This is a genomic window from Mesorhizobium sp. M2A.F.Ca.ET.039.01.1.1, from assembly GCF_003998035.1.
Lineage (GTDB): Bacteria > Pseudomonadota > Alphaproteobacteria > Rhizobiales > Rhizobiaceae > Mesorhizobium.
In genome coordinates this window covers 1-26,601 of record NZ_RZRY01000007.1, presented here as the reverse complement: position 1 = coordinate 26,601, position 26,601 = coordinate 1, and the positions used below count along the sequence as shown (strand labels likewise).

The window sequence follows — 26,601 nt, the reverse complement described above, 5'->3', positions numbered from 1 at the left end:
TTGGCGCTGCAGACGCTGTGGCCACCGGGCTTGCGAGTGCTTCCAGCTTTCCATAGCGAATCTAGCGCGCCCAAGGGCGTCCGAAATTTGTAGGCAAATTTCGGACATGGACACGGTCAGCGACGTCAAGCAGGCAGCGGTATGCGGCCTCTGCACCGCTGTCGCCCAAAAATTCGTGGCCATGGGCAAGCCCCACTTGAGACCCCCAGAGAGAACGCTCGTGAGCGATGGAAACGGTTTTGGTCCAAAGCTTGATACAGATGGCCTGCAGATGGGTGTAGGGTTTCAAAGCGCTCGAAGACGCGCCTTCGCAGAGTTAAAAGTCCGCGACGAACTCGTGTGTCGTTTGTCGCCAACTGCAAATTCGATAGTTAGCGCAATTATACTGCGCCGAGTCTGCCATCTCGAGCCCCAAGGGTTTGTGAGGCCTCTCGGCTCACCACCGCCTTTGCTAACCGCCGTGATTCCAAAGACGCGTGCCTTTACGGAGGGGGTCAAACGGCCTATATTATTCTTTATAAGGAGAAGAATAATGGGCACACTTGCTCGCATCTACACCCCCGCAGAGGCAGCCGCCGTCAGCGGGATAGGAATCAAGGCCGTGCACAATGCGATCGACAAACGCATTGTCGATACTGTGCCAAGCACTGCTCGGCGCATCGGTGGGGTCGTCCGACGGGCATTGACCGGCGAGGATTTGCTGCGGCTCAAGCTTTGGTATGGCGTGGGTGCGACATTGCCCGCTGATCGTCGCTACCGCCTGTTCGAGGAAATCAAAGCTGCCCCAAGGGCCAAGACCGTAAGGGCCGACGACCTGCTGATCGTCGACGTCGCCGAGGCACGTAAACAGCTCAAAGCGCGCATCGTGGATCTTGATGAAGCGGAGGCCGCCATCGGCCGCGTTAAAGGGGTGATGGGCGGAGAGCCTGTCTTCAAAGGAACCCGCATCCCTGTTCGTATGATCACGACGATGCTAGCGCAGGGCGCAGATGAAGCGGAGGTTCTGGAGGGATATCCGAAGCTAACGCCGCGCGTGATTGAGCTCGCCAGAATGTGGGTCGCCGCGCACCCGGTTCGTGGGCGGCCTAAGAAGCTGGTCGAGCAGGGCGTGAAAATAAAGTCGTCGAAGCGCGTGGTTTTGAAGGGCGACCCAGGTCCGTCGGCCAGGTCGAGACGCGTGTGACCTCGTGAGGTTTCTGATCGATGAGTGCCTGCACACGTCTCTGGTTGCGGTAGCCCAAGAACGCGGACATGAAGCAAACCACGTCAACTGGCTTGGGCTAAGCGGCGAAACCGACTGGGACCTCATGCCGCTCATTATCGATGAGGATTTCACCTTCGTCACCAACAATGCTAAGGACTTCAGGAAGCTCTATGCCAAAGAACCGGTTCACGCCGGCCTGATTATCGTCGTCCCTCAGGTCGGGCCTGAAAAACAGAGAGAGCTCTTCGATGCTCTCCTCGAGGATCTTGGCCCAGAGGAATTCCTGATTAATGAAGTTATCGAAATCGAGATCGAAAACGGCATTGCAATCGTAACACGATACGATCTGCCGTCGCCCTAGCTGAGGCTGCGCGATCTCCGCTTATGACCGACCCGGTTGCCAGTCGCTCATCTGCAAAATGTTACCGCCGAGTTTTGCAAACGCGCGTTGGCGGCAGGAGAAAACGAGAATCTGCTGATCGTGTGATTGACGATGCAAAGCGTCGAACATGCGCTCGATGCGGTCGTCATCGGAATAAACCAAAGCGTCATCCAGGATAACCGGTGTGGGTCGGCCGTCGCGGGCAAGCAAACGGGCGAAGGCCAGACGTGTCAGAACCGAAAGCTGTTCTCGCATGCCGCCACTCAACCTATCGACATCCTCATCCTGACCATTGCGGCGAACGGTCTGTGGCAACAGTGTGTTCTCGTCGAACACTATGGAGATGTCATCGAATAGCAATCCAAGCAGCGGTCGCAGCTCGGACATGACCGGCTTCAGATAAAGATCGCGTGCCGTCGAGCGCGCAGCGACCAGCGTCGTGCGCAGCCGGTCGAGGACGGCTTTTTCGAATTCGAAGCGTCTCGCTCGCTCTCCAGCGATTTCCAATTTTTCTGTGGCCTCGCGCAAAGCTTCTTCCACCGCGTCGTCGGACCGAGTGCGAATATGGCCATTGAGATCGGCCAGGGTTACACGCAACTGACTTGCTTCCTGTGTGGCGGCATCCTGAACCGAACGGGCGCGGCGCAGAACGGCTTCAGCGCTGGTGAGATCGCGAGCGCCGTCGCGCAGGGGAGCAGCGCGCATTTCGGCCGCTTCGCGCAGCTTTTGTCGTGCGGTGGCCTCGGTGAGCAGCAAGCGCCCCTTTTCCTCGCGCGCTGCATCGGGTCCCAATATGACCTCGAGGCTGGTCAGTTCCGCCTGGATGGTGACATAAGCCGTCTCCGCAGCCATGACAGCCTCGTCGGCATGGCTGCGCAAAGGCAAGGCCTCGCGCACGCTGTTGCGTGTTGTCGCCACACGCTGCTCGGCTGCGGCATGATGTTGCCGGATCTGTTCTGGATCGACTTTGAGTTCGAGGTCCCCGGCCCCGAGGGCACTCAGACGAGCAAGCTCCTCGTGTAATTGCTGTATCCCCTTGGGCGCGAGATCGGCAAGTCGCTGACGCGCCAAGCCCAGTTCGGTAGCTTTGTCGCGCGCTTCCACTAGGCGCTGGCGTGCCGTCCTGAGGCTATCGACACCGAGGGACGCAAGCAGGCTGCGGTGCTTCGCTTCGGCGTCTTCGATGGTCCGGTCGGCCTGCTGCGGCCGATTCGATCGCAGGGTCAAGGCTCCGATGCCGGCAATATCCAGGCGTACGGTGCCAGCAAAGCTTTGGTCTTCTGCATGGGGCAAGGGCTTGGCATCGATGGTCACCAAATCGGCGGCGCCGTCCCGGTATTCCATGCATAGCGTCGGCAGGGTTGCCAGGTGAGCTGCACGAAGGCTGGCGATCTCGATTTCGAGCGCCTGGAGTTGCTCGACAGCTTGTTCCGGCACCGCCAGCATCGCCAGTGCTGCCTCTCCATCTTCGATCTGGGTTCTGGCGACTTCGGCTTGTTTCAACCGGTTGTCCGAGCCGGCCAGTTGTTCGGCAGCGTCACGCGCCAAAAGAGTCGCATCCAGCCGCGCGAGCAATTCGCGTGCTTCGCGCTCTTCCAGTTCGGCTGCTTGAACTTCGCCCATCGCTTGTTCGTTTTCGGCAATGGCAGAAGCGCGCCGATCGAGAACCTCACTGCGGCGAAGCTGCGCAATCGTCGACTGCTGGCGCAAATCCGTGGCTCGTTTGAGCGCGGTCCGAAAACTATCGAGGGCCTGCTGCGCCGCGTCGTGGTGAATTGCGGCAAGGGCAGCTTCCGCCTCGGCGGCTTTCAAGGCTTCGCTGTGCGATTTGGCGGCCTCGACTGCGGCTTCCGCGGCCGAGATGGCTTCCCGCCGAGTGGCGCCTTCTTCGGGGTTTTCAAGCTCAGACAGACGCGCCAACGCCATGCGCCGCTTGTCGAGCGAATCGCGCAGACCGGTGACTTCGGCGCTGAGACGCTGCTCGTCTTTCACCAGCTTGTCACGCTCGTCGAGCGCTGCCGCATAGAGACCGCCGCTCTTGGGACGCAGCGTTGACGTAACCAGGCTATAGAGTTCTTCTTCACATGCCGCGGCGATTTCGGCCATGCGTCGCCCGCCGGTCAGGGCTTCAACTTCCCCCTGAACCGAGGACAGTAGGCTTTCGCGCACGCGTTTTTCGCCGTCCTCCTCGCTTTTGCTGCGCCTTTCGATGCCGGTGACCCCTTGGCGAACCCAGAGCAATCCTGCCGGTCCTGCGCTTCCGCCATGGATTAGTTTGCCGATAAAGGCTTCGGCCTCATCGGCTTGAGCCAACAGTCGCCCGCCGTCGAGGTCAATAACGCTGGCCAGCCTGCCGCCATAAAACTGCTTGGCAAGTCGATAGCGTCCTTCTGAAGTGGTGATGTCGGCCTCCACCACCGGATTGCCCCCACTGTAAGGCCGCAACAGTCGCACGCCTTCGGGTGTGCCCGTGTGAGGCTGGAAAAAGAGTGCGTGCAGCGCTTCGAAGAAGGTTGATTTGCCGAACTCATTGACCGCGCAAAGCACGTTGACGCCGTCGCCGATGTTTTCGATGGCGACGCCTTGCCCGGCGAACCGTTTGACGTTGTGGAGCCGAAGGGCCGTAAGTTTCATGATCCCATCGCCTCGCAATAGCTGAACAACCGAACCAGTGCTTCTCGCGATATGTCGCGTTCGACAGCCGACCGGGTTTCGTCGCTGCTTTCATCCAACAGTGCCTGCGCTGCCTCGCGAAGGGCACCAGAGCGGTCGATCCGATCCAAATCGCCACTTTCGCAGTCGGTCGCGAGCCCGTCCCCGTCCAGTTCCAGATAGGCGAAGTCGGGCGCGGCTACCGCGATCGCCGCTTGAAGGATCGTTCGCCCACTTAACCGCACCCGGCCAGACGCGGCAATTCGCAGCAAAGTCTGACGCCGCAGATGAGCCGGTGGAAGCAACGCTTCAAATGCCGCGGCGCTGTCGTCGCCAGACAGCAGATGCAGGGGAGCGGTTTTCCAGGAAAAGCTAGCTGTTTCAACGGCCACGATCTCGGGCACGGCGCCAGGCCCGGCAATGGAAACGACAAGGGCCTGACCGGGTGTATCATGCTTGAAACGGTCAGGTTCGGGCGCACCGCTATAACGGCTGCGCTCATTGATGGTGACGGGTCCGTGCCAGTCGCCAAGTGCCAGATAATCGAGGCCGGCCTTAGTCGCGCGATCTGGTGCAATGACATCGGACGCTGCTGAATCTTCGGAAAAGTTCTGAATAGCGCCATGAGCAAGGCCGAGCCGGATGGCGCCTTGCGGCGTCGCGGCGCTGTTCATCCACTCGGTAAGGTCGCGACCGGGTCTGCGGGTGGTGCAAGGTGCAGGCAGCAGCGCCACGTCCGCGCCAATGGTCAGGGTTTCGGGCCGCGTCGCCAGCAGGACATTGTCCGGCACAACGCTGTCCGCTGCACTCCACAATTGATCAGCCAACAGGGAATCATGGTTGCCAGGCAGCAATATCCAGCGCAGAGGCGCGCTCTGGCTCATCTCGGCCATGGCCTGCCGCAACATCGCTGGAGTGGGCGTTTCGGTATCGAACGTATCGCCGGCCAGAAGTATGGTGGATGCACCATGGACGCGTGCCTGCTCTGCCAGCCGGCTGATCGCGCCATGGCGCGCTTCACGGAGCCGCCCGCGCAGATCCTCTGGCATGTTGCCGAACCGCTTGCCGATATGAAGATCGGAGCTGTGGATGAATCGAAACATGGAGTCTCCGAGACTATGTCGATGCCAGGTTGCGCTGGGCGCGATCGATGGCTTCATCCAGCCGGGAGCGTGAAATCGCCGCAAGTCGCTCGACACCGAGCAGACGTGCAAGGTCGAGAGCGGGGTCGGACTGTTCCAGAATGTCCTCGTTCGCAACGACGACAGCGGCCAGCTCGGCGATTGGAATGTCGGCAATGGACCGGCGGGCATCGGCATCGAACGGCATGCGATAATCAAGCAGGTCGACCACCGTCCCTCTCTTCCATAGGAAGCTGCCGCTGGATTCTTCAGTTCTATCGAACTCGCGCAGATGCAGGTCGATCCGCTCCCGAATCTTGTTGCCCGTTCTGAGCCAGCCATGCGCCCGTGCGATGCGCTGCGCAAGGACGTCATCTCGCAGAGGTCCTTCCTGCTCGATCACCGCGTCGACCATGGACCGCAGCGTGCCTCGGTAGACGAAGTCATAAAACTGATCCGGGCTGGTGGAAAATCCGGTTAGATCAGTCAGGCGATAACGGCCGCCCGTCGGTACGGTATCATGCGTCGAATGCGCGGCCGCAGGCAAAATTCCTGCAGATGCCGATGGGCGCTCTCCCGTCGCGAGGGGAGCGGCGACAAGTTCTGGCTCTGATTTTATCGACGGATGTTCCGGTTCGCCGGCCGATGCTAGGTCTTCGGCTGGCAATGGGTCCATGGGGTCGACCTTATGTCCCATGTCCCAATGGATCGCGGCTTCACTTTCCTGTTGTTCAGCCTGTTTGCGACGGCTTTCCTCGAGCAGCGCGGCCAGGCTGGCATGAAGCCTCTCGGTGCAACCTTCGAGATCAAACCACCAATCGGTTGACCATACCCGGACAATGTTCCACCCGAGGCCGCGCAGGACCTGCTCGCGGACCTTGTCTCGATCTCGCGCCGTGGCAGAACTGTGATAGGTCGCGCCGTCGCATTCGACCCCAGCCAGATAGGCGCCGGCGAGATCGGGATGCCGGATCCCTATATCCACTCGAAAGCCCGAAATGCCGACTTGAGGAACGATGGTCCATCCGCGCTTCTCAAGCTCGGCAGCGACGGCCTCCTCGAAAGGGGATTCCAGGGCTCCGACCGATCCGCGTTCCTGCGCTGGCAATGCCACAGCGCCGCGTTCGGCAAAATCGAGAAAGGCTTTGAGATGCTGTACGCCGATCGCTTTGGTTCGGTTGGGGTCGATCTGGTCGGCGGCAAAACCTGAAAATACGATCAGTTCCTGCCGCGCACGCGTCACCGCGACATTCAGCCGGCGTTCGCCGCCGTCCCGATTCAGCGCGCCGAAATCCATGCTGCGCTTGCCGGCATTATCTTGCGAAAAGGTGATCGAAAACAGGATTATGTCACGCTCGTCCCCTTGGACATTTTCCAGATTCTTGACGATGGCGGGCTCAATACGCTCGTCGGCAAAGAACCATTCAAGCTCCGGCTCTGTCTGGCGTGCCTTGTCGAAAAGGTCGAGGATGAGCGACTGCTGTTGCGCGTTGAAAGTGATGACTCCGAGCGTGGGTCGGTCCTTTTCCGGTAGGGCCAGCCAACGCCGCATCCTGCTGACCGCCTCGTCGGTTACCGCTTGGGCTTCGATTCGATTGGTGCGGCTTTTGCCACGGTCATAGATGCCGGTCGTGATTTTTCGCAGCTGAACTGCCCGATCTTCCACCGTTGGCGAAGGGAATGTGATGAGCCGGTTCTGATAGTAGTGATGGTTGGAAAAGGCGATCAGCGACTCATTGCGGCTACGATAATGCCAGCGCAGGTCACGTACCGGGATGCCGGCCGCTTTGGCTTCGTCGAGAATGCTCTCAAGATCCTTTTCGTGTTCGACGACTTCCTCGTCCTCCTCGTTGCGGCCAAAGAAATTGGTGGGCGGCAACTGCTTGGGATCGCCTACGATTATGGTTTGATGGGCTCGCGCGATGGCACCGACGGCGTCCCAGGTGGTGATCTGCGATGCTTCGTCGAAAATCACCACGTCGAACAGGGCTTGGTCGGGCGGTAGATATTGAGCGATTGAAAGAGGGGACATCAGCATGCACGGCGCGAGCTTGGCAAAGCTCGTCGGCATCGCGCCAATCATCTCGCGGATTGACCGGCTGGGCCGCTGCAATTCCATCTGATGGCGCAACAGGCCCAACTCGGAATTGCGCGGGACGCCTTGCACAGCCGGCAAACCATGAGCGATGGCACTGATGACGCGAAGGCTTGCTTGAGCGCGGACAAGATCGTCGATTTCCCGGAAATCTTCGATGGCGTGCTCGTGCTGGAAGCGACGGAAATTCCGCAGCACCGGATCGGCATCCAGCGTGGCCGGCAGCCACCAGCGTACATAGGCCAGGCGGAACGCGGATTGAGCTTCAGCTGGTCGCACTAGACCCGCCTCGATATCGTCGACCAACGCTCCCAGATTGTGACTGACAGCCCTGCGACGAATGCCGCACCACGAAGTCCAGTCCCGGAGAAGATGACGGGCGTCGAGCAAGTCTCCCATCGCAGTCGTCAATTCGGTCAGCGGGTTATCATGTTCTGCCCAAGAAGGCGTCTTTCCAGCAGGGATCGCAAATTGGGTCTTGGCAGCCTCGAATGCTGCAGAAGCCGCAAGGAAGCGGGCTGCCCCATAGCGCATCGTGCTATCTGCTGCACCGCTTCGCAGGCTCGGGGCGGTTGCTTGCAGGAGCGCTTTGAAATCCTCCGTGCCGAGGCCGGGCAGGCGTAGCGTCTGTCGAAGCCTTTCGGCCATCGAGAGTATCTGATCGATACGGTGGGTGTCGGTATCAAGTGCGGCAAATCCGATCGGCTTCCCAGATAGGATGTTGGCTTCGACAGTGGCCCGGCGGTCCTGCATCAGGCGCAACAGCAGCAAGTCGTGCTGAGGATCGGCTACCCCCTCTGTGACATAGCCTTGAAGCAGCTTCTGGACTTTGCGTTTGCCCAACTGACTGTTTGGCCAGAATGCAGAAGCGGCCTGCTGCCATTGCTGCTCTATGTCCTCCACCCGTATGCGCGCAACGGCAGCCTCGTCATAGCGGGCCGACAGGTCCTTGCGAGACTTGCGATAGTCTCCGATTGCCTCATTGAGAGTGGCGAGGGCTCCCCGCAACTGGGCGAAATCTCGATCAAAGACAATGCTGACGTCATAGCCGGCACTGTCCTGGAGTGCCGCTGCTAGTTTTCGCAGCGCTTCGAGCTCCGCTTTTGACGCGTCGCCTTTGGCGCGCAGGCCGATGCTCACCAGGAAGGCGTCGAGTGCGGTCGCTAGAACCTCGGACGCATTCTTGAGGGTCTTTGCCCCTTCGAGCAAATTGTCCTGCCAGCCTGACGTCCACTCGGTGACATCTATAAGACGCAAGACCGACCGCATCTCCACCGACTGAAATGCGAGACCTGTTTCGGCGGCAATATGCTCCAGCGCCAGCCGGTTTGCCTCGTCATGGGAATCGCGCGATGGCCAGGACAATCTCGGAGCGTGCTGCCGCTTGTTCTTGAGAGCGATGCCGAGCGCCAGATAAGGCGTCAGACCATTGACATGGTGCCGATGCAGCGCTTCGACATAGGCATTCAGTTCGTCGCGACGGACGCGAAGCCGCTCGTTGATCGCAATCCACTCCGCTGCGTCCACGCGCACGCCGCTTTCCCAGCTGATCCTGAGCTGGGTGAGAAAGTTGCGTCGGTCCGCCTTGCTGGAATGGAGTTCGAGACAATGCGCGCCCAGGCCATGTTCGCGCAGGCGGCGATACACCACATCGAGCGCCGCCGTCTTCTCGGCCACAAACAGCACGGTTTTGCCAACTGAAAGACAGTTGGCAATCATGTTGGCAATGGTCTGGCTCTTGCCAGTGCCGGGAGGACCGATGATGACAAAATCGCGACCCTCAGCGGCGGCAAGACTTGCGGCGGTCTGTGAGGAGTCGGCCGGCAGCAGCAAAACCATGTCGGACGGGGCATAGTGCCGGTCGAGTTCGCGCTCGTCGCGGAATGATGCGCCATTGCCCTCGAAAGCTATCTCCGGCGTGTCGATCAGATGGCGCACGACACGGTTTTCGCGCAGCGCATCGGTACGCTCGACCAGATCCTTCCACATGAGAAACTTGGCGAAGGAAAAGGTCGACAGCGCCGTCTCGTCCACCACCTCCATGCCGGGGACGTCGCGCACTGCCTGGCGCATAAGACCGAGCAGCCTCGGCACATCAACGCCGCTTTCGTCCTCGGGCAGCTCACCGGAAAACTGTGGCAGTTTGAGCTCGAAGTCGCGTTCGAGAAACTGCAACAAGGTTGCGTTGAATCGCGGTTCATCTTCATGGAAGCGCAAGGTAAAATGCGATGTTGCGCTGCGGCGCTCGATTTTGACCGGTACGAGCAGCAATGGCGCGCGATAGCTGCGCTCGTCCTCGGCCTTCTTCTTCCAGCGCAGGAAGCCGACCGCCAGGAAGAGCGTATTCGCGCCGCCCTCGGCAAAATCGTTGCGCACTTGCCGGTAAAGATCGATCAGCCGGGATTCCAATTGACGCCCATCGAGCGTCGACGGGAGCTCGTCGCGCAGAAGCGCTTCCGCGGCAAAGCCACGCTGGAGGTCACGTCCGTGCACCTCGCGATAGAGGACAGCATCCCGCTCGCCCAGTGGATTCTGTTCGGGGAGCGAAATCAGCCGGATCGAAGCGCCTGCCATCAGACGGTCCTCGAGGTAGCCGACGTCAGTACAAAGAAACGGAATTGTCTTCTTGGAGTCCGGAAAATTGAGCAGGCGGTTCCGCAGTGTCAAATCGAGGAGCTTTTTCTGCCAGCGGTCGATCCGTCCGGCCGCTGTCGTCGGCTTTACCTCGACGATCTCGACCGGCAGGGCTACCACGGCCGGTGCGGCTGGCAACGGCAACGCGATTTCGGTTGCCGCCTCTGCATCCACGCTGCGGCGCGTCGGTTCGTGCGAAGCAAGCGGTGTGATGCCGCCGCTGCGCGAGCGGCGTATATCGATGGCTGCGACAAAGGTGGCTACCTGCGTTTCGTCGAGCCGCTGTTCGATTGCGTGTTGGGCAGCCTCCAACGTCATCGCCGGCCGATGCGTCACGCCTGTCGTCTCAAACACGATGAGTTCGCGCGATGCCAGCGCCTTGCGGACCTCCATGGCATCGGGTTCAATGGCGTTGGCGAGCGTCCTTTGTGTCATCCAGACGCCGACGGCCGCGTGTCCCTGAAACATCAAAACGACGGGATGCAAGCCCGTCGCCTCCAGGGCGGACGCGAATAACAGACTGGTATCGAGACAGGTTGCCAGCTTTTCTGCCGTAATAATTGAGGGACGTCGAATTTTTTGGCCGCGGCTTTCGAAGCTCGCAGGTGGCTCTGCATAATGCAGCGATAGGCCAGCAATGGCCGAATAAATTGCGGCCGCCAGCATGAATGCGCGTTGCGGATTGCCGCTTTGATAGCCATCGAGGCTGGAAGGATGACCATGCGCTGCGAGCAGCTCCGCTGCGGAACGCAGCAGTCCTGCGATCGCCGGGTCGTTCGGCATGACGAATGCGGCGAGCAATTGCGCCATATCGACGACGCCACCCCATTCGTCGCGGGCAAGCAGGCGCACCGCAACGCGCTGCTCGGCCAGCACTGCGCCTCCTGAGGTTAGGCGCAACGTTATCTCCCCGCGCTCAGCCTCGTTGAGACCGGCCAGATAGCCGGCGTCGAGATCGATTTTTCGATCGCTTAAGGGAAGCCGGTCGCCAGCAACGATCCGATCAATTGTCCAGCTTTTGGCGCGCAAAAAAGGGGGGTTCGATGTCAGCTCGAGAGTGCATTTTTCGAAACCCTGCTGGGTCGGGTTGTTGAGCGCGATAGACCGGATCACCGGAATAGCATTTTGGAAGGACGCATATGTAAAGCTGGCGGCGATGTCCGCCACGACTTCTATTACGGGCGCGGCTGATATACCGGCAGCATCGCCAGTCTCCGAACTCGTTTCCATACCCCATCCCCTATTTTCATTTACGATAGAACTTTGCCGCCAGAATTTGAAAGTAAATTCTCGGTATGGTCGCCGCTTATGTCCAGCAGCATAGATTTCTAAAAGTGTTACCGCCCAGATAACGGTCGAAATGGAGACAGGCGATAATCGGTCGTCACGATTGGAGGGGATCCAAAAGTCGCGGAAATCGGAGCGCCGGCGCACGCTGCTGAAACCCAAGACGGGCAGGACGTCATCCGCAAATGTGTGGCGGTCCGGGCGCCATGGACCAAGCGTTGCGCGCCTATCGCGAGCGCTGTCGTGGCGCCTATCGCGGACTCGGACCCAGCCCGACAGTGACGGCGAACCTCGATCGGCCTATCGGTGAGGCGGTCGAATTCCGCCCATAGACTATCGAAAGGCACGCACTTCCAGCTCTATCTCCTCGTACGCGTTGCCGGCTACCTAAATTCGTGCGCGCGGTCCAATGCCTTTGATTGCTGATGTCGTTGTGGAGACGTTTGATCGCTGAAGCATTTGTTTGCTGACCTAGCGGCGCGGGGGGAGGTCATTTATTGGGTACATCTCCAGCACTCTATGTGCGATCGCGAGGAAAATTTGTCCAGACAAGCGAATTCATCGAATCTGGACTAATCAATAAGTATAATGATGGTAAGATTCGGGGGGCAGGAATGGCCGAGGTTGGACTTTTGGAATGGGCGGATAAGCAGCCCGACTGGATTAGGGATGCCTTAAGAAGACACGCCGCGCGGCCGGGCTTCAACCTCGAGCAGGAGGATAAGGCCGGTGTAACAGCTCGGGTCCGCCACGTCGGTGGATTTACCGCTGATCTGCCCGAATGCTCTCCGCTCTCGGCGGAGCATTTGAGGGCCAACAGTTCGAACGAGCCGCGCGCGGTGCTTTGCTCACTCGGCCCCGTCAAGCATTTGAACCGCCTCGCCGAAGAGCAGCAACTGCGTTTCGCCACCGATGGCATCACCATTATCTACGGCGACAATGGAAGCGGAAAGAGCGGCTATTGCCGGATCGCGAAGAAGCTTTGCCGTAGTCTGACGGCGGATGATCTTCTTGGCAACGTGTTCGAGATCGGCACCAAACCGCCAGCCGAAGTGCTTGTCCGGTTTCTCGAAGAGGGTGCTACGGAACCGACCCCCATAACCTGGAAGGACGGAACGCTGCCCCCCGCGTCAATTGCACGGATCTCCGTTTTCGACTCCGCGAACGCTCGCCTCTACGTCGATAAGCAAAACCGTATCGGTTTTCTGCCCGCAGCCATCGCGCTTCTCGAAAGCCATGGACGTCACCGCACCGAGCTCGAAGCCGACTTCCGGGAAGAAATCAAAGCGATCGAAAAGAACCTAAAGACACCATTGCCGAGTGGGTACACAGCTGCCGGCGCGGTCGTAAAGCTGCTGGCTCGTCTCGAAATCAAGTCAAAGGACGTGATGCCTTCCGCAGCCGAAATCAAAAACCTCGCTGCCCTCTCAGAGCAGGACATGGCTGATCTCGCTGGCCTCGAACAGGCTCTGGCAAGCGACCCTTCAACGATGGCGACAAAGCGTCGGCGTGCCAAGGCGGCCTTGGAAAAACTGCTGACTGCATCTGAACAGATCGACGCGGCTCTCTCAGCGGCGGCCCTCGAGATTTATCGCAATCTATATGCAACAGCCGATTCTACAGCGCAGGCTGCACAACTTGCCGCCTCAGGAGCGTTCGCGACTATGCCGTTGAGCGGCGTTGGGCTTTCTCCCTGGCGGTATATGTTCGACCATGCACGAGCCTATTTAGCGAGCGTCACTGGCATCGATCATCAGCACTTGCCAGATCAGGAAGGCGATCGTTGCATGCTCTGCCAGGAGCCGATGACGGCGGACGCCGCGGGGCGGATCCAATCCTTCAATGACTTCGTAACGGGCGCCGCAAATAAGGCGGCGCAAGTCGCATCTATTGCCCATGAAGAGGCCCTGCGCCAAATCAAAGGACTCACCATTGCGACCGGGGAGGCGGTTGAGGCGGCTCTCGGAGAGTTTGGCGATCTGTCCGCCGCACGCAAGGCGATGGTGGCCCTGATCTCGGCATATTATGTCGAGGCAGGTAAAAGGCGTGATGCAATTGTCGTTGCGGCTGCGCTGTCCGAGTACGCTGCGTTCCCGCAACTTGCGGCGCCAGTTGCATCGAAACTCCGAACGGAGGCGGAGGCGCTAGAGGCCGAAGCGCTGACGGACGACAAGGCAGCGGCCGACGACGGGAACCGCGCTACCGATCGAGCTCGTCGCGATACACTCAAGGATCGGAAAAAACTGGGCGACGATCTCACCATCGTTCTCGCGCGCTTGGCGAATCTCGAAGAGCGGCGCAAGCTTCTCTCATGCTGCGATGCTGTCGAAACAGGCTCGGTGTCACGGCAGATGACGTCGCTTCGACGAAGCCTCGTCATGCAGGATCTCGAAAAGCGCGTCGTCGCCGAGATTGAGACTCTGGCGTTAACGCACATCCCGTTCGCAGTTAATGATCGTAGTCAAGATGGGCAGAGCTATTTCGAGGTCGGGCTCAACGCGGCAAAAGCGATCTCAAACAGCAAGGTCTTAAGCGAAGGAGAGCAGCGCGCGCTTGCCCTGGCCTGTTTCTTAGCCGAGGTCGGAGGAGACACATCGCGTCAAGGCATGATCATCGACGACCCCGTGTCATCTCTCGACCATGTTCGGATCAGGCGGGTCGCGGCAAGGCTCGTAAAAGAAGCGGCCACAGGACGTCAGATTATTATTTTCACCCATAATCTTCTGTTCTTCAACGAGGTGGTTGACGCAGCTGCGCAGGCCAATCCGCCGATTCCCCTTGTTCGAAACTACATCAACAAGTCCGAATCTGCCGGTTTTGGCTTGATTAGCGAAACTGACGAGCCGTGGATCGCACAGTCTGTCACGAAGCGCATCGAGACTCTCAAGACGCGCCTGAAGAGCTTCGACGGCGCCACTGATTTCACCACCGATGCTTGGCGAAGGTCAGCGAAGGATTTCTACAGCGATCTTCGGGAAACCTGGGAGAGGCTCGTTGAAGAAATCCTGCTCGGTAAAGTCGTCGAGCGATTTAACAGCGATGTCAAGACACAGAGCCTGAAGGGTGTGGTGGTCGAGGACGAAGACCACAAGCGAATCTATTGGGCCATGAAGCGAGTTTCGGAGCGTTCTGGACATGACATGGCGTCCGCCAAGGCCATTCCAGTTCCAACACCAAACGATATGAAGAGCGATCTTGATGGAATTGACCAATATCGTATCGACACCACCAAACGAAAAAAGGATGCCGAAAAGCGCCGGATTGAATTCGAACAGCCTCCCAAGGCGACTGTACTCTAGCCTAATGACTATTGTCGTGTATTACTGGCCCTCACTGGCTTCATCCTGCTGCGCATGCCGGTGTCCGCCTGCCGCGGGCGAAGCCGACGTGACGAGGAAGTATCGCGAGGGCGCCAAGCCATCAATGGCTGTGCGCTCGCTCTTCATCTTGGATTTCAGCGCCGAGAAGCCTGACCGCTGGTAGTGCTTCGCCTGCACAATGTCGCCGCCGGCAAGGGCATGTCGACCATCCATCGCGTCGTCCGGTCCCTCGGGAAAGGCCTCGAAACGCTTGTCGATCTCGCGACCTACGAGGTCGCGGGCCAAATCCTCAAACTCGTTATGGGACAAACTCGAGAAATCATAAGCCATGCGCCCAGATTGAGTGCCCATTTGGTGGGCAGACAAGCAACCGGGGGCACAATTGCGTCGTGCCTCTCCATTACCAACAAAAAGATAAACGCGCTTTCCAGGCGATGCGGTCGGATGATCGTTTCGCGCTTGGCAAAAGCGAACGGATTAGTCTATGGCTCTCGGCGGGGGGGCGAGTTATGCGACGGGTGCGAATCCTTCAAGTAGGCGATATTCACTATCCGGATTGGCATCCTTCCTCTAGCAACATCGATGCCAAGGATAGCAAGTTCGCTCCGAAAATAACGCAGAAGCTACGCGCGTCTTCGCTGCGTGCCGTCTTGACGAAGCTTCGGCGGCTGACGACTTCGAAGCCCTTGGATTCGATCGCCTTCATGGGGGATTTCACGAGCCGTGGCGACAAGACTTTCATTGCTTCGGCATTCCAGCATTTCACGTTGCTCTGCCGCGCACAGGGGCGCAGTTCAAAGGCGCTTCCGTTGATATTCGTACCGGGAAATCACGATGTGAACCGTGATGACGCGCGCGAACTTGGACCGACTGAGAAATTCAGCGAAATGGCGAGTTTAGCCGCCCGCTTGGGTTGGCAGACCGTTCCCGTGGACCAACCCGTGCACTTCAGACTTCCGACAGGATCCGCAGGCGCAAACTTCATCCTCGTCAACACAGCGATAGGCAGTTGGGAGCTTCAGAACCTTCCCGCGTTCCTTCGTGATCGTCTCGAGGCACTCGGTCCTTCTACAGAACCTGTAGATCTCGGCTCGCCGGACACCTCGGGACATTCGCCCGCGACACCTCCCAGCGATCCAGACAAGGAGGCGTCCGACGACGAGTATTACGGTCAGATGGACACGCCATACATCTCGCGTGAGATGCTTGCAGGCCTACAGGAATTGCTCCAGCAGCCCGACATGCGTTACGGCATCATGATCGGCCATCACAATCTGCTGCCACAAAAGACTCCGCGCATTACGCCATACGCGGAGATGCTCAACAGCGGATTTGTCAGAACTCAGCTGCTGCAGGGCAACAAGCCTATCGTCTACCTGCATGGACACATACATGCCGATCCGGTCGAGATCGTCAACGATCCAAGGTTTCCGGACGGCAAATTGATCTGCATCTCAGCACCAGAGATACAGTCAGGTTTCAATGAGCTCGTCTTCTTCACGACCGATCAGGGAGAGCTCGTCGGCATCCGACTTATACCCTACCGCACCAATGTCGCCGACGGGACGGTCATGGAAGGCGAACATTGCTTCATCTCGACTATGTCCAACGGCAAGGCCTTTCTGAACAACGACACGTTTGACCTGATGCGCCGACTGCGCGACCATGCCACCAGGCGCGGGAATGGGTTACTCTTCTGGGACGAGATCACTGAGATTGCCGCCTCCGCCGAGCTCGGGCTAGATTTGGAAGACTCTCTTCTGATGCTCCAAGCGGCGCGCTTCGTCGAGATAGACGGCCTCACGAAGGCAAACTCGGCTTGGCGCATTAAGGTAAGGGACGAATAGAGATGGAGAATCCGTTCGGCCCCAACAGGATCGAGTACGAAAGTCGCCCGATACTGTGGTTCAGTCAGAAGTCGGCCTTGATTTCTGCCGCCGCCAAGCCGGTCTTCGTCGCAGGGACGAGAGGCAGCGGCAAGACCAGTATTCTTCGCTCGCTTTCCACAGTTCATATCCTCGAAGACAAAAGTCTCGCGGACCAAGTCGGCAAGCTCGGCTGGTATGGCGTCTTCTTCCAGCTCAATGAGACATTTTCGCCCCTAATCGACAACGCGGTTCTGAACCTCATTCCGGAGCGGATACGCTTCGACACGGCCGCCGTGATCCCGCGGCAATTCGTAATCTTCTCTCACTATCTGGAGCTGAAGATAGTCGAACGCCTGCTCGAGAGCATCAGCCAGCTCAGACGCGACAGCCACTTGAAATACCGGGCCTCTGAAGATAGGGACGTCGCCTTGGCACTGCATCGCGAAGTGCTGCACTTCATACCCCAACCTGCCCGTCTCGACTTCTTCAGCATAGATGAGCTGCGGGGTGGGATAACCCGGTACGTCGACGAATGCTTCAACGCGTTCTTCTTTGCCGCCGATGAGGGAGCGACCGGCTTCAGAGCGACAGACCCTGGCGCGATCATTAACAAGGTCGCGACCGCGATCACCCCACTTTTAAATGGCCCATCTTTCGCCGGTGACAGGGCGCCCTTCTTCAAGATCCTGATTGACGACTGTGAGGCACTGACACCGCTCCAACAGCAGTTCCTGAACACCTTGGTGAGGAAGACGCGCGGCAATGTGAAATGGGTCCTCGCCTACATCGGCGGCCTTTACGACACGATCCGGACGATCATACCCGGCCAGTCGCTCTCGAATGCTGACCGGGACGTCGAGAATCTTGATTCAGTCGATCCGAGGGAGTTCGCCACGCTGTGCGAGAACGTGTCGTCGCTTCGGCTCTACTATGCGCTTCCTGACCATCTGCGGAGTGATCTCAAGCGCAACGATGCGCTCAGCGCGTTTTCGCTCAAAAACCGGCTGGGGCGGCTTTCCGTCAATGACATCATCGAGCGGGTTATCATATCGGGTCATTCCGAGGGCAGAGAAGAGCTTGTGGCACTCGCTGATGCAGCACGTGAATTCCTCTCCGTGAATTTGAGGACGGCGGATCAGCAGCAATTCCTTCTTGATCGAAAAGCGCGCCCTTATGCCGAAGGGCTGGCGCTCGCGCTCATGAACCCGGAAATCAAGCGCCGGCCCATGAGCAAGGCGGATGCTTCAAATCTGAAGAGGTCGATCGCCCGGAAACAGGGATGGGCTTTTCTGAAAGCGTGCCAGATGCTGCGTCTGCATGACTACCCGTACGTAGGGCACCAGATCATCACATCATTGAGCGACGTCTGTATACGCGATTTCCTTGATATAATGGGAGAGATCTTCCGCCGCAGTGTTCCGAGTTCCAGTGATCCACGAAAACTGGTGGAATTCATCAACTCGGATTTACAGATTCATCTCGAACAGCAGAGACAGGCTGTGAACGCCGCCTCTCAACGGAAGCTTGATGGACTTCAGGCGCTTTCACATCCGTACGAAGAAGAGAGCGTGCGCATGGTGCGGGCGTTGGGTTACCTGACCGCTCGCCTCCAGACAGAGTTTGCCGAAGAAAATGCTCTAGGAACGACAGAGAGAGGCATTTTCAGGGTTGATCTAAAGGAAATGCGCTCGCTGGTGAACCGACTGGAGCAACCCAGCGGAAAACTGGACGAGGTCCTGCGTCGGGCGGAAAGGGATGGGTTTATCCGGGAGGTCTCCGCCGCCGGCAACTTTGAGGTGGACCGCGCCGACCCCGCATCGAAGGAGATGCTGATCAGATTGCATCGGCGATTTGCACCTTACTTCGGGTTCTCCTATCGCGGCCCGTACGAAATCAACACAATCCCTGCGGCGCAGATGGTCGACCTGCTTTTTACCAGGCATCGGCTCCCAGAAGACTGGGCCGACTCGGTGTTTAAGGAGCTCGTCGCGCGGCCCGCACTCAAGACCGAATTCCAGCACTCGCTTTTCGAGAGCGATCTCGAATGACCGCTTCAACTGTCGAGTATCGAGTCTTCGGCCATCTGGCCGTCACTGAGAAGGCGAGAGATGCAGGTACCTGCGAAACGATGGAGGCAGATATCGCGATCGTCGCGCTTGGATGGGAAACGCGTTTCGCCGCGTTCGAAAACCATCTTGACCTGAAGGTCGGCAAAATCGTGGTTCTGGACTTTGCTCTGAAGGAAGCGAACGTCCCAGCCGTCGAAGAAAACCGGCGAAAGCTCATCGCTATGGGTACCCGATGGGGCGTCGAAGTGACTGCGATCACCCTCGAGCCTTCCATCGAGTATCAGAAGAACATCAATCTCCTCGATCACCTGCTCACTCAGATGGCCGCTTCATGTGGCTCATACGAAGGAAGCCTGCGGAAGGTTTTCGTCGAGTGCTCGACGATGCCGCGAATCTACATCCAATGGCTGATTGCGGTGGCATTCAAGAAAATGTCGATTCAGTCTCTCGAATTCGGGTACGCCGAAGGTATCTACGGGAACGCGATCGGCAAAGAGGATTTTTCCAGCGGCTTGGACCGATACGTCACCGTCCCTCATCTTCAAGGCAGCGGAGGAATGGGCGAAGAGAAAGTCCTGCTCGTGGGGATCGGAGGAGATGCCGACGTATTCTACGGATTGATCGATATCGTCAGTCCGGAACGGATCTCGCTCCTCGTCCCAAGAAGCGAGAAGAATGCGCATATCGATGCTTTGCTCGATCAACAGGTGGCCAAGGTACGTGAAACCCACCGGCTCGAAGATGGCGAAGTTCGCGACATCCAGGCTTTCGGGCTGATGGCCCACCTCGATGCTTTCGAGACGTATCTCGACGGGTTCGGCTCGCGTGCGGTGGTGAACGTTTTTGTCAGCGGCCCGAAGGTTCAGGCCATCGCTGCTGCCGTGCTCGCCTGCTCCGACAGCCGCGTCCATCTCAAGGCACGAATTCCCACCTCCTATGCCCATCGTGAAGTCTCAGCGAATGGGCGGTATCATATCTATAGGCTGATTGACCTGACATCCCCTGCCTGCAGCCTTCCCGGGACGTTCTGACACGATCTTGCATTCGAGTAGCATCATGGTCCCAGTAGCCGTTCCGCCAAGCCTTCAGCGCATGTTCGTGTCGCCCGATCCGGTCGATGGGGGACTAATTCCCACTTAGAAGCTGCTCTACATCAGATCAGGGGAAATGCAGACTGGCAGAATTCCATAATTAGCGACTCAAAACATATACTCAGGCGAGACTGTTTAGCATAGAAATAGTGAGCGCTCTCCAATATGTTAGGCTCTGTCGCAGTAGCGCAACAAGCTCAGTCTTTGGATGGGTGGTATGAGGATGAGACGACTGAATGTGTACAGGCTCAGTCATTTTATCGAGGCTCTCGTTTTTGTCGTAAGCGCGTTCGGTGCGACGTGGCTTACCAGCTTTGTGAACGCGCCATGGTGGGCATATGTGATTATAGCGGCCATCACTATGGGCATGTTCGTAGCCGTGCGTCGGGTCCTTTCTGAGCCGCAACGTATGGGACTCTTGGCACACAACTCGGCAGCGACCTCTGCGTGAACCCAGGCGCCTTGAAAATGTCCCCGATGCGTCCGGATTTTTGGCGGTGATCTTCAATCAAATGCGATGAGCTGCAATTTCTGGCGACGGCCACGCTAAGGGCGGGCCTCCAGCACCATGTTGAACGGTGTCTCCGCGGCGCGACGCAATCGCTTGAAGCCGCCGCCGGTCACAACCTTGCGCAGCCTCGCCTCACCGGCCTGGGCTCCAAGCGCGAGCCCGACTTCCTGCGACACGGATGCGGGCGTGCACACGAAAGTGGAAGCGGCATAGTAAACGCGGCCGACGGGATTGAGGTTCGCCGCCAGATGATCATGCGCGAACGGCTCGACGATCATCCACGTGCCGTCCGGCTTGAGCGATCCGTGGACATGGGTGGCGGCGCCCGTCGGGTCGCCCATGTCGTGAAGGCAATCGAAGAATGTGACGAGGTCATACGTTCCGGGATAGCTCTTGGCGGCCGCCACGTCGAACCGCGTGTTAACGCCGACGCCGGCTACCTCGGCCGCCTTGCGGGCGCGCTCAATCGAGGGGGCATGATAGTCGAAGCCGACGAAGCGCGAATTGGGGAAGGCCTGTGCCATGAGCACGGTCGATGCACCATGACCGCATCCAACATCCGCGACGTCCACGCCGCGTTCGAGCTTCTCGACGACGCCCTCCAAGGCCGGCAGCCAGGAGTCGATCAGATTGGCATTGTAGCCTGGACGGAAGAACCGTTCCGTACCGCGAAACAGACACGCGCTATGATCGTGCCACCCGACGCCCTTGCCGGACTGGAATGCCTGCCTCACCTTTTCTTCATCGAGCCACAGCGCGGACAGGAACTCGAATGCGCCTGCCATGAAGGCCGGGCTGTCTTCATCAGCGAACACCAGCTCTTGCTCGGCGTTGAGATAGAATTTGTCGCTCGCTTCATCGTAGTCGACGTAACCCGCCGCCGCCTGCCCGGAAAGCCATTCCCTTACGAGGCGTTCCTGGGTGCCGGTGCGTGTCGAAAGTTCGGCGGCCGTCATCTTGCCGCCTTCGCGCAATGCCTTAAACAGGCCGAGTCTGTCCCCCAGCAGGACTCCCGCGCCCGTTGCGATCGCACCGAGATCGCCGACCATTTTCCCCAAGAATGCGTCCAACTTTTCCTGATTCGCTTCAGACATCTGAATCTCCCTTTGGGTTCAATCTCTCCAGGCGACGGAGCCGTGCTCGTCATGAGGCGCCTTGAGCATCAGATGCTCGAAGACATGCAGATATCCCCGGCGGCTCATCCGCGCTGCCGATCCTGCACCAGACCATATCGGTGACGAGCGGCGCGGTGGTCGGGAATGACAGCCACCTCCATGCCGTTGAAAAGCAGGAAATCCGTCACTTTGCCCTCGTCGGTAACCGGCGGAGCCGGAGTGGTCGTCACCAGGGCAAGCCCTGTTGCAGCAGGTATCCTTGGGCAGCCTGTCAGAACATCGATGACTCCGGTTGTGGTGCCGGGGCGGGCGATCAGGGGCCAAGTGATTGTTCCGCGGCGGCTGTATGTTGTGGTAAGGTGATCATGCGAACTCTTGTTGGTCGGTCACGTGTTTTGCGGATGACCCGCATGTACTGTGCCAAATGAGAAAACCATTCAAACGCAATCCAGTAGATCTGACTGTATCCGACATTGTCGGAATTTGGACATCGCCGAACGCGAAGCGCTCGGGGCTTGTGACGATACTTGAGCGTGCTGCTTCGGAGGAGGGATGCGCCTCGAACCGGCCGCGAGGCCTTTTTCTGGCAACGGATATTCCGGCCGGGTTAGGCCGCGAGGAAAGCGACGGTGAATAAGAGGTAGAGGACCAACCGTTTTGAGCGGGTAGTTGCCGTGTTGCGCCCCCAGGCAAAGGCCAGCACCACGGAGCAGTATTTCTGGTGGCGATACTACATCGCCTTTAAGTGCCGGTTACCCGTTTTTACCCAGTTGGCCTGGTGCATTCAGAGCGAGGTCGTTGGAAACCGCTTATTGTGGCTATGAGCAAACTCGGGATGGAGGAGTGGACCCAAAAATTGGCAAAATGCCCCAGGGAGGATTACATGGGTCGCTCATTCCCCGTACTCGTTACAGGTGCGCGTCGCTACGCAAACAGCTTGCTTTTGACTTGGCGTTTCTTGCCGTTTCGGCATCGCTCACTAATTCGGCCGCTGCCGACACCGTGAACTGGCGTCAATTCGAAGGGACCAGCATAACTTGGGCCTACGACATCCACCCCTATGCGGATGCTCTCGCTGCGCAACTTTCCGGAGTTCGAGAAGCTGACCCGGCATCAAGGTCACGCCGGAACTCTACCCAGACGATTCTTACTGGAACAAGATGACGATCCAACTGACGACGAAGTCGCCAGCATGGGATGTGTTCGGCACTGGCATTCAGCCCGCGTAGGACCTCGCTCCGAGTGGCGCCTGCTGGACAAATACCTGAGTGATCCGAAGCTTACCGATGCTGGATACGACTACATTCGGACATGATCAAGAAGTGCGCGGCTCCTTCCTTCGCCAATGATAACTGGAACCAGGTCGTGGACGGCATCTCGTCCGGCCGCACCGCGATGACGATCGACTCAAAAATGTTCGGCTTCTGGAACGATGTTGCGGGGAAGCCGGCATCCGGCAAGATCGCCTTCGCTCCGCCGCTGCACGCACCGAGCGCCACGAGCTTGGATTCTGACATCTGGATCTGGGCTCTCGCCATGAACGCGGCTTCCGAAAAGAAGGGCACGGCCTGGCTGTTCATCCCGTGGGCCACCTCCAAGCAGGTGGCGCTCAAGGGTGCCCTTGCTGGCCAGCTCGTCAATCCGCCGCGCACGTCGACCTGGCAGGACGATACCTAGACTAAGTACGCTTCGCAGCCCGAGTTCAACAACTTCGTTGACAGCTTCAAAAAGATACAGGATCAAGCCGCGCTGGCTTTCACACCGCGTGTCGGCTTCGGCGAAGCCATGAACGCATGGGCCGTGGCGATGCAGAAGATGGCAAACGGCGATGACGTCGAGACGACGTTGAGGGCGCTTGCCGAAGAAATCCGCACTGGCCTCTGATCAAAAGGAACAGGGCAGTACTATTGCACTGCCCTGTTCCCGCCAACGGCGGAGATCACGCCGTGTCACCCCAAGCACTTAAACCCAGCGCTGCTTCGCCCGGCCGCGCCGACGATTTTTCTTGGCCGCCAAGGCGGCAGCCTGCGGCCGGGGCCACAACCGAAACGACCACGGCGATCAGTCCGTAAGCTGCCCGGGGCAGCGGAAGGGCGGAAAGCGCCTTCAGGTGGCCGCACAAGTAGGGTCTCGAGACGGACTCAGCGCGGCAGCACGCTCGATCCCATCAGCGCCTCATCGATGGCGCGCGCCGCCTGGCGGCCCTCGCGGATCGCCCAGACGACCAGCGACTGGCCGCGCCGCACGTCGCCCGCCGCATAGAGCTTTTCGACGCTGGTCCTGTAGTCCCGGTCATTGGCCTCGACATTCTTCGAGCGGCGGCTGTCAATGGCGATCTTCATCTGGCCGGCCAGTTCCGACACCGGCCCGCGAGCGGCTGGCCCGGCAAAGCCGATGGCGATGAACGCGAGATCGGCACGAATGACGAATTCGCTGCCGGCGATCGGCTTGCGCTTTTCGTCGACCTCGCAGCAGCGCACGCCGGTCAACTGGCCGTCCTCGCCGATGAATTCGAGCGTCGCCACCTGGAATTCGCGCTCGGCGCCCTCGGCCTGCGAGGAGGACGTGCGCATCTTGGTCGCCCAATAGGGCCATACTGAGAGCTTGTCTTCCTTCTCCGGCGGCTGCGGACGGATGTCGAGCTGCGTCACGCGCACCGCGCCCTGGCGGAAGGCGGTGCCGATGCAGTCGGACGCGGTGTCGCCGCCACCGACCACGACCACATGCTGGCCGCCGGCGATGATCGGGTGTGAGGGCCAGGCAACCGACTGGATCGGCTCGCCGCCGACGCGGCGGTTCTGCTGCACCAGATAAGGCATGGCGTCGTAGACGCCGCTGAGATCGGCCCCTGGAATGCCGGCCGGACGCGGCGTTTCCGAGCCGCCGCAATAAAGCACCGCGTCATGTTCGGCGAGCAGCTCGGCAACCGGCTTGTCGACGCCGACATTGACGCCGCAATGGAAGGTGACGCCCTCGCCCTGCATCTGCTCGATGCGCCGGTCGATATAGTGCTTCTCGATCTTGAAGTCGGGAATGCCGTAACGCATCAGCCCGCCGGGCCGGCTCTCGCGCTCATAGACATGGACGTCGTGGCCGGCGCGGCCGAGCTGCTGGGCAGCCGACATGCCGGCCGGGCCGGAGCCGATGACGGCGACGCGCTTGCCGGTCTTCTTCTCCGGCGGATAGGGCCTGATATGGCCGGTCTCGTAAGCCTTGTCGGCGATCGCCTGCTCGACCGTCTTGATGGCGACGGGAATGTCCTCGAGGTTCAGCGTGCAGGCTTCCTCGCAAGGTGCGGGGCAGATGCGGCCGGTGAATTCCGGGAAATTGTTGGTCGAATGCAGGTTGCGGATCGCATTGTCCCAGTCGCCATTGTAGACGAGGTCGTTCCAGTCCGGGATCTGGTTGTGGATGGGACAGCCCGTTGGCCCGTGGCAGAACGGAATGCCGCAATCCATGCAGCGCGCGGCCTGTTTCTCGACCTCCTTGTCCGACATCGGCAGCGTGAATTCACGGAAATGCCGGATGCGGTCGGAGGCCGGCTGGTACTTGTGCACCTGCCGGTCGATTTCGAGAAAGCCTGTTACCTTGCCCATAGTCCAGCTCCTGCTGTCCAGATGGCGCGCCTGGCGACGCCCTGCAGCTGGATCAGATGGGGCATCCCGTCCACACATGGGCCGCACCAAGTTGCCCAAAATTCGACTATGTACACTTGCCGGGCTCAAAGCTCGTGAGGGGCTCGCCATGCAGCCAGTTCTCGACTCTAATCGAAGGAGCCGGGGACTCCATCTGCAATACCACGTTGCGGTCCAAAGCTATTTCCAAAGGTTTCTGCACGAGCTGGTTTCCTCTCAGAGACGGCACACGGGTTCAGGGAGGAGCGCATCGCTCGTCTTGCCCCATTAAGTGCAGTCACAGTCACTCAGTCTCAAAAGCCATGCCAACGCGCTCAGCGCGCAGTTAGCGCCCATTGCTCCGAAAAACCTCGTCAGTGCCCAGATGTTGGTTGTAATGAACCTGACATTTGTCTGACGCTGTCAGCTTTTGGACACGCGATCACGCGCTTCGTGCCGCCAGGCCAGGCCGAGCCCTGTGTTGCCAGCGGTCGCTTCGATGATTGTACCGCCCGGCGCGAGCTGGCCACGCTGTTCGGCATTAACGATCATCGACAACGCAATGCGATCCTTGATCGATCCGCCGGGATTTTGGCTTTCGAGCTTGACGAAGAGAATTCCTGACTCCGACGTTGTACCGCTGACCAGCCGTGTTGGAGCTGAAATCAGAGGAGTTCGCCTTGGTGGAGACCTTTCGGACGCAGCGATAGCAGCCATCAACCAGCTTCTTCTAAAACACAAGGTGATCTTCTTCCGCGGCCAGGAGCATCTCGACGATGCGGAGCAGGAATTGTTCGCGCGGCGTCTGGGTAACCTTGTACCTCATCCCACGCAGGGGCCGGCAGCCGGCACGGCCTCAATCCTCAATCTCGATTCCGGCCGTGGCGGTGGCAGGGCAGACCAGTGGCATACCGATGTGACTTTCGTCGATGCCTATCCGAAATTCTCGGTCCTACGTGGCGTCGTCATTCCGGCGGCGGGGGGCGACACGATCTGGTCCAACACGCACGCCGCGTACGAGAATCTGCCGGCGCCGCTCAAAATATTGGCGGACAATCTGTGGGCTATTCATAGCAATGCCTACGACTACGCAGCCGTGCGCCCGCGCGCCACAGCCGAAGAGAAGAAGCACTTCGAGGAAGTTTTCACATCGACGATCTACGAGACCGAGCATCCGGTCGTGCGCGTCCATCCGGAAACCGGGGAGAAGTCGCTGCTGCTCGGCAATTTCGTGCAGCGCCTCGTCGGCCTTTCCAAGAGCGATTCCGCCAAACTCTACGAGGTGTTCCAGTCCTACGTCACTGCCCCGGAAAATACCGTGCGGTGGCGCTGGCAAGTAGGCGACGTCGCTATCTGGGACAACCGTGCTAACCAGCATTATGCGGTCAACGACTATGGCGACCAGCACCGGGTTGTGCGTCGCGCTACGGTTGACGGTGACGTTCCGATCGGCGTCGACGGTCGCCGCAGTATAACCCATGTCAAGGCAGCCAAGCCGGCGGCGAAGGCAGCCTGACCGTCTGAACAGGGTAAAGATGAAAACTTCGTATCGCCGCGGCCATATCGCGCTGCTTAACCGCCCCACAAAGCCTTATGATTTCCGAGAAGCAAGGCGAGTTGCGGGCTCGAGGCTTGGCC

General features: G+C 59.1%; 14 protein-coding genes and 3 pseudogenes. 8 read left to right on the top strand and 9 right to left on the bottom strand.

What is annotated here, in order from left to right; genetic code table 11:
• Positions 1–532 precede the first annotated feature (532 nt).
• Complete coding sequence (locus EOA24_RS01820) at positions 533–1,183, top strand: DUF433 domain-containing protein (protein ID WP_126057624.1); 651 nt, start codon at positions 533–535, stop codon at positions 1,181–1,183.
• 4 nt (positions 1,184–1,187) lie between these two features.
• The gene (locus EOA24_RS01815) at positions 1,188–1,565 is read left to right on the top strand and encodes a DUF5615 family PIN-like protein (protein ID WP_126057625.1); all 378 of its coding nucleotides are present in this window, start codon (positions 1,188–1,190) and stop codon (positions 1,563–1,565) included.
• Between the two features lie 21 nt (positions 1,566–1,586).
• Here EOA24_RS01815 and EOA24_RS01810 read toward each other — a convergent pair whose 3' ends face one another.
• The 3 genes from EOA24_RS01810 to EOA24_RS01800 are packed head-to-tail and all read right to left on the bottom strand — an operon-like array spanning position 1,587 to position 11,318.
• A complete protein-coding gene (locus EOA24_RS01810) occupies positions 1,587–4,220 on the bottom strand; it encodes an ATP-binding protein (protein ID WP_126063810.1) in 2,634 nt (877 codons plus the stop codon).
• Entirely contained in the window at positions 4,217–5,341 is a 1,125-nt protein-coding gene (locus tag EOA24_RS01805; RefSeq protein ID WP_126057626.1) for a DNA repair exonuclease, read from the bottom strand. Before EOA24_RS01805 ends, EOA24_RS01810 begins: the two co-directional genes overlap by 4 nt.
• A gap of 13 nt (positions 5,342–5,354) precedes the next feature.
• Positions 5,355–11,318 (bottom strand): DUF3320 domain-containing protein, encoded by a 5,964-nt coding sequence (locus tag EOA24_RS01800; RefSeq protein WP_126057627.1) that lies wholly within the window; start codon positions 11,316–11,318, stop codon positions 5,355–5,357.
• Positions 11,319–11,989: 671 nt separating this feature from the next.
• Here EOA24_RS01800 and EOA24_RS01795 point away from each other — a divergent pair.
• Positions 11,990–14,674 (top strand): AAA family ATPase, encoded by a 2,685-nt coding sequence (locus EOA24_RS01795; RefSeq protein ID WP_126063811.1) that lies wholly within the window; start codon positions 11,990–11,992, stop codon positions 14,672–14,674.
• Between the two features lie 21 nt (positions 14,675–14,695).
• On the opposite strand, the gene EOA24_RS01790 is transcribed toward EOA24_RS01795, so the two are convergent.
• Positions 14,696–14,980, bottom strand: coding sequence for a hypothetical protein (locus EOA24_RS01790; RefSeq protein ID WP_185928960.1), 285 nt, complete (start codon positions 14,978–14,980; stop codon positions 14,696–14,698).
• Positions 14,981–15,084: 104 nt separating this feature from the next.
• Here EOA24_RS01790 and EOA24_RS01785 point away from each other — a divergent pair, with 104 nt between their 5' ends.
• Genes EOA24_RS01785 through EOA24_RS01775 form a run of 3 tightly spaced genes read left to right on the top strand, consistent with a single transcriptional unit; the run spans position 15,085 to position 19,663 of the window.
• Entirely contained in the window at positions 15,085–16,542 is a 1,458-nt protein-coding gene (locus EOA24_RS01785; RefSeq protein ID WP_126057628.1) for a metallophosphoesterase, read from the top strand.
• A gap of 2 nt (positions 16,543–16,544) precedes the next feature.
• A complete protein-coding gene (locus EOA24_RS01780; protein ID WP_126057629.1) occupies positions 16,545–18,611 on the top strand; it encodes a hypothetical protein in 2,067 nt (688 codons plus the stop codon).
• Complete coding sequence (locus EOA24_RS01775) at positions 18,608–19,663, top strand: hypothetical protein (RefSeq protein ID WP_126057630.1); 1,056 nt, start codon at positions 18,608–18,610, stop codon at positions 19,661–19,663. Before EOA24_RS01780 ends, EOA24_RS01775 begins: the two co-directional genes overlap by 4 nt.
• Positions 19,664–20,269: 606 nt before the next feature.
• Here the strand turns inward: EOA24_RS01775 and EOA24_RS01770 are convergent.
• Both EOA24_RS01770 and EOA24_RS01765 read right to left on the bottom strand, forming a co-directional pair.
• Entirely contained in the window at positions 20,270–21,328 is a 1,059-nt protein-coding gene (locus tag EOA24_RS01770; RefSeq protein ID WP_024504268.1) for a class I SAM-dependent methyltransferase, read from the bottom strand.
• 57 nt (positions 21,329–21,385) lie between these two features.
• Positions 21,386–21,606 (bottom strand): annotated as a pseudogene (locus EOA24_RS01765) (insulinase family protein); the annotation flags it as partial.
• A gap of 1,054 nt (positions 21,607–22,660) precedes the next feature.
• Here EOA24_RS01765 and EOA24_RS42760 point away from each other — a divergent pair.
• Positions 22,661–23,026 carry an extracellular solute-binding protein gene (locus EOA24_RS42760; protein WP_245454714.1) on the top strand — a complete coding sequence of 122 codons (366 nt, stop codon included), beginning with the start codon at positions 22,661–22,663 and terminating at the stop codon, positions 23,024–23,026.
• Between the two features lie 464 nt (positions 23,027–23,490).
• Here the strand turns inward: EOA24_RS42760 and EOA24_RS01755 are convergent, their stop codons facing one another.
• From EOA24_RS01755 to EOA24_RS42755, 3 genes and pseudogenes are all read right to left on the bottom strand, one after another.
• Positions 23,491–24,945, bottom strand: a complete 1,455-nt coding sequence (locus EOA24_RS01755; protein WP_127409494.1) for a glutamate synthase subunit beta — start codon at positions 24,943–24,945, stop codon at positions 23,491–23,493.
• A 41-nt stretch (positions 24,946–24,986) separates the two neighbouring features.
• Positions 24,987–25,150 (bottom strand): annotated as a pseudogene (locus tag EOA24_RS01750) (thioredoxin domain-containing protein); the annotation flags it as partial.
• Positions 25,151–25,425: 275 nt separating this feature from the next.
• Positions 25,426–25,611 (bottom strand): annotated as a pseudogene (locus tag EOA24_RS42755) (pyridoxal-phosphate dependent enzyme); the annotation flags it as partial.
• Here EOA24_RS42755 and EOA24_RS01740 point away from each other — a divergent pair.
• Positions 25,526–26,479 (top strand): TauD/TfdA family dioxygenase, encoded by a 954-nt coding sequence (locus EOA24_RS01740; RefSeq protein ID WP_024504271.1) that lies wholly within the window; start codon positions 25,526–25,528, stop codon positions 26,477–26,479. The pseudogene EOA24_RS42755 and the gene EOA24_RS01740 sit on opposite strands and share 86 nt — an antisense overlap.
• Positions 26,480–26,601: the final 122 nt, after the last annotated feature.

Coding starts and splice junctions, on each gene's coding strand:
- EOA24_RS01810 (WP_126063810.1), bottom strand. CDS start 4,220: ATGAAACTTACGGCCCTTCGGCTCCACAACGTCAAACGGTTCGCCGGG.
- EOA24_RS01755 (WP_127409494.1), bottom strand. CDS start 24,945: ATGGGCAAGGTAACAGGCTTTCTCGAAATCGACCGGCAGGTGCACAAG.
- EOA24_RS01780 (WP_126057629.1), top strand. CDS start 16,545: ATGGAGAATCCGTTCGGCCCCAACAGGATCGAGTACGAAAGTCGCCCG.
- EOA24_RS01820 (WP_126057624.1), top strand. CDS start 533: ATGGGCACACTTGCTCGCATCTACACCCCCGCAGAGGCAGCCGCCGTC.
- EOA24_RS01795 (WP_126063811.1), top strand. CDS start 11,990: ATGGCCGAGGTTGGACTTTTGGAATGGGCGGATAAGCAGCCCGACTGG.
- EOA24_RS01740 (WP_024504271.1), top strand. CDS start 25,526: ATGCGATCCTTGATCGATCCGCCGGGATTTTGGCTTTCGAGCTTGACG.
- EOA24_RS42760 (WP_245454714.1), top strand. CDS start 22,661: ATGATCAAGAAGTGCGCGGCTCCTTCCTTCGCCAATGATAACTGGAAC.
- EOA24_RS01770 (WP_024504268.1), bottom strand. CDS start 21,328: ATGTCTGAAGCGAATCAGGAAAAGTTGGACGCATTCTTGGGGAAAATG.
- EOA24_RS01800 (WP_126057627.1), bottom strand. CDS start 11,318: ATGGAAACGAGTTCGGAGACTGGCGATGCTGCCGGTATATCAGCCGCG.
- EOA24_RS01775 (WP_126057630.1), top strand. CDS start 18,608: ATGACCGCTTCAACTGTCGAGTATCGAGTCTTCGGCCATCTGGCCGTC.
- EOA24_RS01805 (WP_126057626.1), bottom strand. CDS start 5,341: ATGTTTCGATTCATCCACAGCTCCGATCTTCATATCGGCAAGCGGTTC.